Source organism: Synechocystis sp. PCC 7509, assembly GCF_000332075.2.
Taxonomy (GTDB): Bacteria; Cyanobacteriota; Cyanobacteriia; order Cyanobacteriales; family Chroococcidiopsidaceae; genus Aliterella.
This window is the reverse complement of sequence record NZ_ALVU02000001.1, coordinates 2,013,438-2,025,653: the sequence shown is the minus strand read 5'-3', so window position 1 is coordinate 2,025,653 and position 12,216 is coordinate 2,013,438. Positions and strand designations below refer to the sequence as shown.

The window sequence follows — 12,216 nt, the reverse complement described above, 5'->3', positions numbered from 1 at the left end:
CAAGCCGGGGAGGATGTCAAAGAAGTTAATGGCGATAGCGCAAGCGCGCTCGCAGAGCATCGCACTACGCCAAAGTTCAAAAAGTTAGGGCGCGATCGCATTGTACCGAGAGAAAGCGGTTATTAATCAAACAAAACACAGTTTGCCGCAAACATCTGCCCATGTAAAGGTTTTTGGGTGCTTTCATGTTTTCTTATACTGGCGACTGTCCATAAAAAGGCAACGCATCTATCCAATGTGGACGCTCACCTTTAAGCCATTCTAGATTAGCAATTTCTAAAACACTTATAACTGTTGCTCCTAAACCATCTTCTGCTTTAATTAGTTGATACGGAGTTTGCCAAGTTTCTAAAGTATTTGCCCAAGCTTCCACCGTCATTAAACTATCCGGTAATAGCGTTGTTGCACCTGAATAAATAGCTGTATATACAAGATTTGTTTGGGCGGGGATTTGAACGGCGATCGCCTTCATCCCTTTTTCTGCCTGTGCGATCGCTTCTAAACTAGATATGGCAAACAAAGGTATATCTAACTGTTGGGCAATTGTCCGCGCTGTAACTACCCCAATTCGAGTGCTAGTGAAGCTCCCTGGCCCTTTAGCGACGGCGATAAATCCTAAATCCGTCCAAGTTTGCGGCTTGATATATTCCGCTAAATGATAATGTAAATGAGTAGAAAGATTCCGCCCTAAAGCCCACACATAAGAGCGCGAGTCACCTTTAAAGTTACTTAGAGCTAATCCAAGTTCTGAACTTGTAGTATGAATTGCTAAACCGTATTTCACGTTGGTACTAATTCGCCTGGTCGTAATTTAGCCCATTTGCCCGTTTCTTGCTTAAAGCTTAAGCAACCGACAACATCCCACTCCATTTGAATTTCCTCGTCAGTAGTGCGAATGTTCACATTTATAGAGGGTTCATTTGGTTCAAAATCGGGGAATTCTGTTAAATGCGGCTGTTGGTGTTGATGTTCTACAGCATTATAGGTAATGCAACGATCTACATAATGGCAATTTATACAAATACACATAATCCAACTCCAGAGGATTTTTCTGTTAATCTGTTTCCAGCCCTAACCGAGATTTTAACGTAACCAAAACCCCGCTTGACTTGGATCTTAGCATTTCAGTTGTAGAGTGTTGGATTTTATAAAATTCCTAATTCCCAATTACCCATGTCTTCTGCATTGTCTCCCGAATCTTGGTGTTTTGACTTAGCATGGATACCTCAAAATGCTTATTTAGTAGGCGGTGCGGTACGAGATGCTTTACTAAAAAGAGAATCTGAATATCTAGATTTAGATTTTGTCCTGCTAGACGCAGTAAAAATAGCGCGAAAAATGGCGAGTCACTACAAAGCTGGGTTTGTGTTACTTGACGGAGATCGCCAAATTGCTAGAGTTGTATTTACTCAAGCTACTGTAGACTTTGCCCAGCAACAAGGAGAGACGCTAGAAGAAGACTTATATCGGCGTGATTTTACGGTAAATGCGATCGCTTATAATCCCTATACTCAAGAAATCATCGATCCTTTAAATGGCTACAAAGATTTGCAAAACCGCGTCATGCGGATGGTATCAATAGCTAATTTACAAGACGATCCATTACGACTATTACGAGCATACCGCCAAGCTGCTCAACTAGGTTTTGCGATCGCACCGGAAACTCAAGTAGCTATTCGCACTCTATCGCCGCTACTAAGTAGAATTGCTCCAGAGAGAGTACGAGTAGAACTAAACTATCTTCTAAATAATTCTCTGGGTACTCCCTGGCTAAAAAGTGCTTGGGAAGATGGATTAATTAGTCTTTGGTTTCCTCACACTACTCAAAAAAGTTATGAAACTCTAGCGCTAGTAGATTCCGCCGCTTTCTATTTCCCGCAACTCCCTTTATTTCAAGCTTTAAGCGATACAGTTAAAACGAATTGGTTGGGAATTGCAAAATTAGCTTGTTTAGTTAGTAGTCTTGAATCCGCAGAAAATGAACTTCAACAATTAACTTATAGTCGTGCAGAAATTCGCGCAGTAACAACAGCACTTAAAGTATTGCCACAATTGCCAGCAAAAACCGACACTCTCAGCTTAAAAGAGCAGTATTTATTGTTTCGTCAGGCGGGAGTAGTTTTTCCAGTCTTAGCGGTTCTGGCGATGGCAAAGGGGACGCAAAAAGACACCCTTGCCTCTTTAATTAATCGCTATCTTACGCCCAACGATCCGGTTGCTCATCCACAATTATTGATTAATGGCAAAGATTTAATGCAAGCTTTAGACATACCGCCAAGTCCGATTATTGGGGAGTTATTAAATGAAATTGCGATCGCCCAAATTGAGGGCCAAATCTCCACCCCCGCCCAAGCTATAGAGTTAGCGGCAATTTTACTTACCCATTTATAGATTTTGTCTTAAACCTTGGTTAAATCGAATTTGACTAGCTAATACTATTTAAGTAGACCGCAAATAGCTAACAGCTTATAAAATAAGAATACTAATTACTGGAAATAACCACCATGGATACCCAAACCCTGATTGAAAGAGTTGCTTTAGTTAAAACTAAGCGCGAACAATTGCTAACTTTATTAGAACAGCCAAATTTGGGCAGCCTAAGAATTGATGTTAATCAAGCTTTAGAAGAAATGGACGATCTGCTTGATGAATTTAAGCGGACTTTTCCTAAAGAAGCTAATTAAATTAGTTTTATTTTTCACCTGTTGAGTTGCACGCTGATGGCTAAAAGGATTAACTATCAGCGTGAATTCTTTGGTTGCTGCACTTTATTAAAAATTTACTATTTTTTCGCCTAGCTCTCTAACTAGCTTAATTAGCTCATTAGTAGGAGTGTCTTTTTTACAAAAAGCATCCAAACAGTTGATGTTAGTTGTTTCTAAAAACTTAGGATTTTCTAGAGAGGAATAAGCAATAATTTGAGCAGATGGATCTATGATTTTGATTCGACTAGATGCGCTCCATCCATCCATCACGGGCATTTGTAGATCGAGAACAATTACGTTAGGGTGGTAGCGTTCTACCATTTCTATTGCCTCTTGTCCGTTACTGGCAACACCTACTAATTCAATATCTTTCTGTCCGCTCAGGGCGAGCTTCAGGCTAAAACGGGTTAGCTCATGATCGTCAACTACAAGAACGCGCAAGGTACGGGGGCGACAAGACAATATTAACATCCAGATAAGTCAAAATTGATTAATTACTTATTATTTCCATAGTCTAAATCACTCTTGGCTCAATCGTATCTATCCAGTGGTTGAACAAACTCTAGCTGTCATTTAAAATTATGTACTTTAGGTTATATAACTTAAGAAAAATTAATTTAAACAGCTTTGAAGCGATCGCACTTTATTAATATAAAGCAAAAACTTTGAATAATCGTCCTATTTATCTAGATTGTCACGCTACGACCCCTGTTGACGAACGGGTATTAGCCGCAATGCTGCCTTACTTTACAGAATATTTTGGCAATCCATCAAGTAGCGGTCACATTTACGGTTGGGAAGCGGAAGCTGGTGTCAAACAGGCAAGAAATACTTTAGCTGAAGCTATTGGCGCGTCTCCAGAAGAAATAGTATTTACAAGTGGAGCAACCGAAGCAAATAATTTAGCAATTAAGGGAATTGCCGAAGCTTATTTTAGTAAAGGGCGGCATATTATTACCCTCCAAACCGAGCATAGCGCCGTTTTAGATCCTTGTAATTATTTGCGAAGTCTTGGGTTTGAAATTACTATTTTGCCTGTCCAGCCAGACGGATTAATCGACTTAAATATTTTGCAGCAAGCTTTGCGTCCAGAAACGATTTTAGTATCGGTAATGGCGGCTAATAATGAGATTGGGGTTTTGCAGCCGTTGGCAGAAATTGGTGCAATCTGTCGCGCGGCGGGGGTTTTGTTTCATACCGATGCCGCGCAAGCGATTGGTAAAATTCCTTTGAATGTAGAGGAAATGAACATTGACTTGCTATCAATGACGGCGCATAAGGTTTATGGTGCTAAAGGTATAGGTGCTTTGTACGTCCGTAGGCGCAACCCTAGAGTTCAACTATCGGCGCAGTTACACGGAGGCGGACACGAGCGTTCTAGGCGTTCGGGGACTTTGTATCCACCGCAGATTGTTGGTTTTGCCAAAGCTGTAGAAATTGCTTTAGCAGAAATGGAAATGGAGGCACAACGTTTAATTAATTTGCGCCAACAATTATGGCAACAGCTAAGTAAATTAGAGGGAATACATCTTAACGGTCATCCTACCAAGCGATTACCAGGCAACTTAAATATTAGTGTAGAAGGTGTAGATGGAGCAGCTTTGCTGTTGGGGTTGCAGCCGATTGTAGCTGTTTCTTCGGGTTCTGCGTGTTCCAGTGCAACTATTGCTCCGTCTCATGTTTTGACAGCTTTGGGACACTCGGAAAAACTAGCTTATGCTTCGGTGAGGTTTGGGATTGGGCGATTTAATACAGCTTCAGAAATTGAACTTGTAGCACTTTGCGCCACCTCTACTATTGCTAGTTTGCGGCGGCAAACTTCCTTTGTCTAGCTGTTACCAAACAGTTTGAGCTTTTTCTTGTACTACGCGATCGTAAACGCTAACGGTTTGCTGTGCCAAGTCTTCCCACCTAAAACGCCGCGCCAAATCTTGGTAGGCGTTATCCACTAACCATTGCCTGTAACCGGGATTTTTTAATACTTCCAAAATTCCCCAAGCCAAAGAGTCCGCATTGCCTGTATAAGTGACTACACCTGTTTTTGTATGCTGTACAACCTCCGGTAAACCTCCCGTATCAGAAACCACTACCGGGACGCGGGCGGCAAAACTTTCTAGAGCTACAATCCCAAAAGGTTCGTACAAACTAGGGAAAACTGCGCAATCGGCTACAGTTTGAAACTTGTCTAGCGTTTCGTCAGACATGAAGCCTGTGAAATAAAACTTCTCCCAAATCCCTAAATCCCAAGCTTGACGTTTTAAGTTGTCCGTATTGCCACCACCAATAATGACAAATTTGACATAGCCACCCATAGCGGCGGCAACTTTGGGGGTGGCATTAATTAAGACTGAAACACCTTTTTCATGGCTCATGCGCCCGACATAGTAAACTATTTTTTCGCGATCGTTGGCAAAGTGGCGACGAAAATTCCAGAAGTCAAAATCTGTTTGATGGTGTTTCTTCTCGGCTCTAATGCCGTTGTAAATCACATCTACTTTATCCCAAGGACTGTGAAGCGCTCTTTCTACTTCCCGGCGCATATAGTCAGTACACACAATTACCCGCCAAGCATTGTAAGCCAGTAACCTTTCTTTGCCACAAATATAATAATGGTCGGCATTGTACAGCCCATTATAGCGACCAAATTCTGTAGCGTGAATAGTGGCAATTAGAGGAACTTTAAAGTTTTGCTTGAGAGAAATTGCCGCATCTCCCACTAGCCAGTCGTGAGCGTGGATTAAATCAAAACCGCCCTCTTCTAACATCAATTTAGCGCCATGACTGCCCATGCTGTCGTTTAAATTGACTATCCAGTGGAAAAAATCATTACTGAAAGCAACATCAACGCGATGCACCTTCACGCCGTCTACTACTTCGTACATTGGCGCAGAGCCAAATTCTACGGTAATGAGGTGAACTTCATGCCCTAATTTAACAATTTCTGGGTATAACTCGGCTACGTGGCGAGCAATTCCGCCTACAATTCGCGGTGGAAACTCCCACGTCAGTACCAAAATCTTCATCGACCACAAACCTGTAAATATTTCTAAATATATATTGATTTAAAGCTATACGAACAGCGAATACGGCAAGTGTAATTACTGAACTTTTTTTTGGATTTAATTAATACTTAGGATTAGAATCGGGCAAGTTTTTTGAGTTGGTTTTGATAAGCAAACCATGCCGCCGTTGCTTGATTGGAGGATAAAGCAGCTTTTTGGAGCAATACTATACCCTCGGTATAATCGATAATCCCGTACTGGCGATCGCCCACGATTTGATTAATTAGCTTAACACTGTCTATCAGTAACTGGCGATCGCCCTTAAAAGCTGCTTGATACTGTTGCAATTGCCACAAGTCGGCGATCGCATACTCACAACTTACAACTTCCCTGGCATCATTACGCAATTGCAACATCGGAAATCTGACAATTTCGCGGCGGCTAGAAAGCGGAGGGACAAGATAGGTAGTTGCAGATACACTAGCACCAGAGGGAATTTGCGCTAGGAGTTTCCGTGCTTGGCGAACATGATGCCATTGTTGCGGTAAGGAAATATGTACCCAAGGTTGAATTGAGTCGGGAATCAGAAAATAAAAAGTCCGACTAGGGTTTGAAGTCAGCGTAAATACTAACGATAAACAAATGCAAGCACACCAAAAGCGTTGAAAGGATGGCTTAAACTGTTTAGGGTGATGAGCGTACCAAAGTATTGCACCATAAAATAACCCCGGAACTACCGTTAAAGCATAGCGAATTGTAATGGCTAACCTTGATTCGCCTTGCTGTAAAAATATTTGCAGTAAAGGAAACCCTGTCACTACCCAAGCTGCGCCCGAAATAGCTGGGATAAAAGCTAAAGGCAACCAATGACCGAGTAAATACTTTATTTTGTCGTCCCAAGGGGAAAATAACTGCATCAACAATTGCCACGGTTTACTGACAATTGCCCAAATAATATCTAAAGTAGTGGCTTCCTCTTGGTCGGTAAAGTGTCCAAAGCGTTCGATCATAAACCGCCGCGAAATATCATCAGAGAATAACGGCATGATCGCATTAGTCAATACCAACATATAACTCAAACTGAGAGTACAAACCATTAACCCAATTTGGGGATAGCGTTTGCTGACAATTAAGTAAAAACCAAGGCTAAATAGCACTACACCGCTATCTTCACGCACGGCTAAGGTTAAGACTATGAGCAGCCAAAATAGCCACCACTTGCGTTTTTCCATTGCCCAAAGCAAGCTAAACACAAATAAGGGAATTTGACTTAGGTCGTGAAAATTGGACAGTGTAGGCCCAATTACCGCATTAGCTCCATAAAAGCTAATAGCAATCATCGCCGCAAGCGGCGGTTCTAAATAGTGTCTTGCCAAAGCATAGAGAACAAAACCCGCCGCCGTAATTAAAATTACTTGCAAAACTGATAAAGTAGCAGGAGAAGGAATTAAGGCGTAAAGCGGTAGCCAAAGCAACAAAGCGGGGGTAAAGTGTTGCCCCAAACGGTGATAAAACACCTCTGGAACTTCGCTATTATGGACGACATTGGTAGAAAGGCTAGAAGAAAGCGAACTTTGAAACATTCGCCCGTGAGTGCCGTTCCAAAATACTTGATTAAAAATGCCTTGATCGAAAGAAGCGTAAAAAGTGTAGTAGCGATGCAGAATAAATATTAGACAAAAGACAAAAAAAATACTTGCTACTTTGGTAACTAGCCATAAACTCGGCTGTTGCCGCAATTTCCCTAACATTAATTACTCCTAGCCCCGATGAAAGTAGAAAGCAAGTTTAATTTTATCAGCCTAGGAGAATGAGCCGAAAATTACAACACCTGAATTTTTAATAGTAACTGCGACCAGATTCATTGCAAAATAGAGGCAGTTTATCAGTTTTTATATGCCGAACGCGGTTGTTGATGCCCAAAACTTGCTTGCCGACTTAATCGCCCGCTATCGCTCTAAAGTAGATTATTTAGCTATTCGTTTAGAGGAAGCCGAGGGAATAGATATTTTACGGCGTGGCGACAAAATAGAAACCCTCAGCGAAGGTTTATCTATTGGCGGACAAATTCGAGCTTGCTATAAAGGCGGCTGGGGTTTGAGTAGTTTTAATGAACTATCCACCATAGAATCTCGAATTGAGGAAGCTGTCACTGCTGCTCGAATTGTTGGAGATACGGAAACAATACTTGCCCAAATTGAACCCTGTCAAGATATTTGTTTTGTCCCGTTAACAGGAACCGATCCGCGCCATGTTTCTTTGGCGGCAAAAAAACAACTATGCGACTTCTATAGTGAAATTCTCAAAAGTTGCGGTTTAATTACTACTACTTCTGTCCGCTATGGCGACACCGTGCAAAGAGTCGTTTTAGCCACTTCCGAAGGCACATTAATCGAGCAATCGTGGGTAGATATGGAGATGCGTTTTGCAGCTACCGCTCGAAATGGCGATACCGTCCAAACGGGGCGGGAAACTATTGGTTCTCGCAAGGCTTACGAAGACTTGACTAATTTAGAATCGCAAGTTTTGAGTGCGGCAACTAGAGCCGTAGCAGCACTATCTTTGCCTCCGGTTAAAGGCAATACCTATACTGTAGTTATCGATCCAATTTTGTCGGGCTTATTTGTCCATGAGGCTTTTGGTCATCTTTCGGAGGCTGATATGGCTTACGAAAACCCCGATTTGCTCGAAGTTATGAGCTTAGGGCGGCGCTTTGGGCCTAAAGAACTGCAAATATTTGATGGCGCGGCTCCTCCAGGGCATCGCGGTAGTTATTATTATGATGATGAAGGTACGCCTGCAACTACAACGCAATTAATCAAAGACGGTGTATTAGTTGGTAGACTGCATTCGCGGGAGACGGCGGGGAAGTTGGGAGAAGCACCTACAGGGAATGCTCGGTGTCTCAATTACCACTATGCGCCCATTGTCCGCATGACCAATACTTGGATTGAGCGGGGCAAAACTCCTGTTGTTGACTTATTTAGTGATATTGAAGAAGGAGTTTATGCCAGTAATTGGTTAGGAGGGATGACTAATGGTGAAATGTTTACCTTCAGCGCTGGGGAAGCTTGGATGATCCGCAACGGACAGATAGCAGAGCCTGTAAGAGACGTTACTTTGTCGGGGAATGTATTTCAAACGCTGGCAGATATTGAAGACATAGGAGATGATTTTTATTGGGATGAATCCGGCGGCTGTGGCAAAGGCGGACAAAATGGGCTTCCGGTAGGTTGTGGCAGCCCTAGTTTGCGGATTCGGGATGTAGTCATTGGCGGGGAAGCGGAGGAGGATTAAGCATTGCTATGTCTACTTGCTTAAATAGAGATTCGAGGCTAGAGGAGTTGTCTAAAATTAGGTCAGCGCGATCGCATTTTTCCTTTAGGGGCATTTGGCTGTTAATCCTAGATTGAGCGGCTTCTGGCGTTAAACTTTCGCGCTCCATTAATCTTGCTAGTTGTTGATGGGGGTTGCAATACACTACCCAAATTTCTGTAACCAAATCGGTCATCCCCGCCTCAAAGAGTAACGGTACAACGATTACAATGTCTGGGTTAGAATTATCGATTTCCTTTTCAAAAGCATTACGCACGTAAGGATGAATTTGTTTTTCCAACCACTGACGCTCGGAAGCATCTTTGAAAAGAATACTTCCCAACTGCTGCCGATTTAAACTACCATCGGCTAACAATATACTTTCACCATAACGAGAGGCGATCGCCTTTATTGCCGGAGAGCCAATTTTAACCGCGTCTCTAGCGTATATATCCGCATCCAAAATCTGTAATTTGTACTTTGTCTCTAAATACTTACTGACGGTGCTTTTACCCGTGCTAATGCCCCCAGTTAAGCCAATTAAACGGCGATTATTTTTACTGTTCATCTGCCCAGTAGACAATTGCCTTAGTTAATCCTTCTAGCGTATATTCTGTCGCTTCTATATCTACTTTTTCTAGCAATTGCTGACAGGTTTTTGAAGTTTGGGGTCCAATAGACGCAATACAAACTCTGTCTAAATTAGCCCCTCCAGCCGCCGTTAAGAGTTGATGAAAGTATTTGACAGTTTTTGAACTAGCAAAGGTTATTACATCTACCGCGCCCTTTTGCAAGGCTTCTAACGCAATAGGATCGAAGTTTTCTGGACACTTTGATTGATAAGCCGCTACTTCGACGACTTCCGCACCCTTGGCGCTCAATTGTTGAACTAACACTTCCCGTCCCCCACTTTCTACCCTGGGAAACAGCACTTTTTTAGCTTTTAGGGATTCTGGGAAATGACGTGCGATCGCATCGGCGACAAATTCCGGTGGGATAAAGTCAGGTTTTAAACCGTATTGCTTTAAACTTTGGGCAGTTTTTTCGCCAACTACAGCAATTTTTACCCCAGCTATTGCTCGCGCATCTTTATTTTGATTTGCTAACCGCTCGAAAAAATACTCCACAGCATTAGCCGAAGTGAGAATCAGCCAATCGTATTCTAGCAAATTGGCGATCGCCCGATCTAAAGCTTCCCAATTTGTTGGCGGAACAATTGCTATTGCTGGCATTTCAATTACCGTTGCGCCTTGTTGCTGTAATAAGTTGCTAAAGCCGCTTGATTGTCCCATCGCGCGGGTGATTAAAATTGTTTTTCCAGCTAAGGGAAGCGGTGAAGGTTGGAGATAGGTGCGTAACTTAACTACTTCCCCAATAATCATCACCACAGGAGTTAAAGAAATTTCTTTAGTTTGGGCGACTATATGGGCTAAATCGCTTGTCCATACTCTTTGCTTGGGAGAACTTACCCACCTAGCGATCGCAATTGGTGTATTCAACGATTTTCCGTGGCGTTCTAATTGAGCGACAATTTCTGCTAAATGTTGCCCTCCCATTAACACTACCAAAGTATCAATTCGTGCCAAGGATTCCCAGTCTAATTCGTCGGGTTCGTGTGCCGTAAATACCGCAAAACAGCGACTCAAAACCGGATCGGTTAGCGGAATGCCTAATAATAAAGGAGCAGCCAAAGCCGAGGATATCCCTGGTACTACTTCAAAATTGCAATTAGCGGCTTTCAGCGCGGTTATTTCGGCAGTGCAACGACCAAAAATAAATGGATCGCCACTTTTGAGCCGGACTACCTGTTTGCCTAGCTGACAATGCTCTACCAATAACTGATTAATCTCTATTTGCGGCGTACTACTTTTCCCACCACGTTTACCGACATCAATTTTGTGACATTCTGGCGGTACAAGTTGCAACAATTGACTATCCACTAAGGCATCGTAGATTAGCACTTGAGCTTGTTGCAATAGCTGGTGCGATCGCACTGTCAGATAATCAACATTTCCAGGCCCCGCACCAACTAAATAAACTTTACCCTCCGTCATAGCCAATAACCTAAAATCCCATCGCTTTAGCAACGGTGTGAATTTCTGGCTCAATCCCTTGCTGAAAAGAGTTTTGACTGTGTTTAATTGCTGTATCGGGATCTTTTAAGCCATTTCCCGTCAACACGCAGACAACCTTTGCTCCGGTAGGAATTTTGCCCTTAACCTTCAACAATCCTGCTACCGATGCGGCGCTGGCGGGTTCGCAAAATATGCCTTCTTCCGAAGCCAATAACCTGTAAGCGTCTAAAATCTCCTCGTCTGTAACTGCGTTAAATTCTCCTTGACTTGCTTCCTTAACTGCGATCGCTTTTTGCCAATTAGCGGGATTACCAATTCTAATTGCTGTGGCTAAGGTATCGGGATTTGCTACAGGTTTTCCGGTAATTAATGGCGATGCGCCCGCCGCTTGAAAGCCCATCATACGAGGTAAGCGAGTAGATTTTCCCACTGAATGATATTCACAAAATCCCATCCAGTAGGCAGTAATATTTCCGGCATTTCCCACCGGAATACACAGCCAATCGGGAGCATCCCCTAGAACTTCCACCACCTCAAAAGCGGCGGTTTTTTGCCCTTCCAAGCGGTAAGGATTAACCGAATTTACTAGCGTTACCGGGTAATTGGTTGCCATATCTCGGACTATTTCTAGCGCTCGATCAAAGTTTCCTTTAATTGCCAATACTTCTGCTCCGTATAGCAATGCTTGCGCCAACTTCCCCAAAGCAACATAACCTTCAGGAATCAGCACAAAAGCCCGCATTCCCCCTCGTTTGGCATAGGCGGCGGCGGCGGCGGAGGTGTTTCCGGTACTCGCACAAATTACGGCAGTGGCTCCAGCTTCTTTTGCTTTGGAAATTGCCATAGTCATGCCCCGATCTTTGAAGCTTCCGGTCGGGTTCAAACCATCATACTTTGCCCAAACTCGCACCTGTCTACCGATGCGATCTTGGAGGGCGGGAAGGGGAATTAAGGGCGTGTTTCCTTCTAATAAGGTAATAACAGGGGTTTTATCGGTTACGGGTAGGTATGGACGGTAAGTTTCAATCAGTCCAGACCAGGATTGAGGAGAAGATGTTAGGGGCAGGCTCAAAGTCGTCATTCGATCGGGGGAATTGATAAGCAATAGGGCAAAAGCCT

Annotated in this window: 12 protein-coding genes; 4 read left to right on the top strand and 8 right to left on the bottom strand. The window is 43.1% G+C overall.

The window, feature by feature from the left end; translation table 11 throughout:
* Positions 1–193: 193 nt before the first annotated feature.
* A complete protein-coding gene (tsaB, locus tag SYN7509_RS0210380) occupies positions 194–784 on the bottom strand; it encodes a tRNA (adenosine(37)-N6)-threonylcarbamoyltransferase complex dimerization subunit type 1 TsaB (protein WP_009630624.1) in 591 nt (196 codons plus the stop codon).
* Entirely contained in the window at positions 781–1,029 is a 249-nt protein-coding gene (locus SYN7509_RS0210375) for a Ycf34 family protein (RefSeq protein ID WP_009630623.1), read from the bottom strand. Before SYN7509_RS0210375 ends, tsaB begins: the two co-directional genes overlap by 4 nt.
* A 144-nt stretch (positions 1,030–1,173) precedes the next feature.
* Here SYN7509_RS0210375 and SYN7509_RS0210370 point away from each other — a divergent pair, with 144 nt between their 5' ends.
* Entirely contained in the window at positions 1,174–2,391 is a 1,218-nt protein-coding gene (locus tag SYN7509_RS0210370) for a CCA tRNA nucleotidyltransferase (RefSeq protein WP_009630622.1), read from the top strand.
* A 113-nt stretch (positions 2,392–2,504) separates the two neighbouring features.
* Positions 2,505–2,684: a hypothetical protein gene (locus tag SYN7509_RS0210365; protein ID WP_009630621.1), complete on the top strand. Its 180-nt coding sequence runs from the start codon at positions 2,505–2,507 to the stop codon at positions 2,682–2,684.
* Positions 2,685–2,771: 87 nt separating this feature from the next.
* Here SYN7509_RS0210365 and SYN7509_RS0210360 read toward each other — a convergent pair whose 3' ends face one another.
* The gene (locus tag SYN7509_RS0210360) at positions 2,772–3,176 is read right to left on the bottom strand and encodes a response regulator (RefSeq protein WP_009630620.1); all 405 of its coding nucleotides are present in this window, start codon (positions 3,174–3,176) and stop codon (positions 2,772–2,774) included.
* Between the two features lie 194 nt (positions 3,177–3,370).
* Between SYN7509_RS0210360 and SYN7509_RS0210355 the strand changes: the two genes are divergently transcribed.
* Complete coding sequence (locus SYN7509_RS0210355; RefSeq protein WP_009630619.1) at positions 3,371–4,537, top strand: cysteine desulfurase family protein; 1,167 nt, start codon at positions 3,371–3,373, stop codon at positions 4,535–4,537.
* 3 nt (positions 4,538–4,540) lie between these two features.
* Here the strand turns inward: SYN7509_RS0210355 and SYN7509_RS0210350 are convergent, their stop codons facing one another.
* Complete coding sequence (locus SYN7509_RS0210350) at positions 4,541–5,728, bottom strand: glycosyltransferase family 4 protein (protein ID WP_009630618.1); 1,188 nt, start codon at positions 5,726–5,728, stop codon at positions 4,541–4,543.
* Between the two features lie 113 nt (positions 5,729–5,841).
* Positions 5,842–7,458, bottom strand: a complete 1,617-nt coding sequence (locus tag SYN7509_RS0210345) for a DUF2079 domain-containing protein (RefSeq protein WP_009630617.1) — start codon at positions 7,456–7,458, stop codon at positions 5,842–5,844.
* Between the two features lie 145 nt (positions 7,459–7,603).
* Here SYN7509_RS0210345 and SYN7509_RS0210340 point away from each other — a divergent pair, with 145 nt between their 5' ends.
* A complete protein-coding gene (locus SYN7509_RS0210340) occupies positions 7,604–9,004 on the top strand; it encodes a TldD/PmbA family protein (RefSeq protein WP_009630616.1) in 1,401 nt (466 codons plus the stop codon).
* Here the strand turns inward: SYN7509_RS0210340 and coaE are convergent.
* From coaE to thrC, 3 genes are read right to left on the bottom strand one after another with little or no spacing between them, the layout of a single operon-like run.
* A complete protein-coding gene (coaE, locus tag SYN7509_RS0210335) occupies positions 8,976–9,590 on the bottom strand; it encodes a dephospho-CoA kinase (protein ID WP_009630615.1) in 615 nt (204 codons plus the stop codon). The genes SYN7509_RS0210340 and coaE overlap by 29 nt on opposite strands.
* The gene (gene cobA, locus SYN7509_RS0210330; protein WP_009630614.1) at positions 9,580–11,076 is read right to left on the bottom strand and encodes a uroporphyrinogen-III C-methyltransferase; all 1,497 of its coding nucleotides are present in this window, start codon (positions 11,074–11,076) and stop codon (positions 9,580–9,582) included. The genes coaE and cobA overlap by 11 nt, the downstream gene beginning before the upstream one ends.
* Positions 11,077–11,086: 10 nt before the next feature.
* Positions 11,087–12,178, bottom strand: coding sequence for a threonine synthase (gene thrC / locus SYN7509_RS0210325; protein WP_038020906.1), 1,092 nt, complete (start codon positions 12,176–12,178; stop codon positions 11,087–11,089).
* Positions 12,179–12,216 lie beyond the last annotated feature (38 nt).

Excerpts from the sequence above, each read along its gene's own strand:
- SYN7509_RS0210375 (WP_009630623.1), bottom strand. The coding sequence starts at position 1,029 with ATGTGTATTTGTATAAATTGCCATTATGTAGATCGTTGCATTACCTAT.
- SYN7509_RS0210370 (WP_009630622.1), top strand. The coding sequence starts at position 1,174 with ATGTCTTCTGCATTGTCTCCCGAATCTTGGTGTTTTGACTTAGCATGG.
- SYN7509_RS0210365 (WP_009630621.1), top strand. The coding sequence starts at position 2,505 with ATGGATACCCAAACCCTGATTGAAAGAGTTGCTTTAGTTAAAACTAAG.
- SYN7509_RS0210360 (WP_009630620.1), bottom strand. The coding sequence starts at position 3,176 with ATGTTAATATTGTCTTGTCGCCCCCGTACCTTGCGCGTTCTTGTAGTT.
- SYN7509_RS0210350 (WP_009630618.1), bottom strand. The coding sequence starts at position 5,728 with ATGAAGATTTTGGTACTGACGTGGGAGTTTCCACCGCGAATTGTAGGC.
- SYN7509_RS0210345 (WP_009630617.1), bottom strand. The coding sequence starts at position 7,458 with ATGTTAGGGAAATTGCGGCAACAGCCGAGTTTATGGCTAGTTACCAAA.
- SYN7509_RS0210340 (WP_009630616.1), top strand. The coding sequence starts at position 7,604 with ATGCCGAACGCGGTTGTTGATGCCCAAAACTTGCTTGCCGACTTAATC.
- coaE (WP_009630615.1), bottom strand. The coding sequence starts at position 9,590 with ATGAACAGTAAAAATAATCGCCGTTTAATTGGCTTAACTGGGGGCATT.
- cobA (WP_009630614.1), bottom strand. The coding sequence starts at position 11,076 with ATGACGGAGGGTAAAGTTTATTTAGTTGGTGCGGGGCCTGGAAATGTT.
- thrC (WP_038020906.1), bottom strand. The coding sequence starts at position 12,178 with ATGACGACTTTGAGCCTGCCCCTAACATCTTCTCCTCAATCCTGGTCT.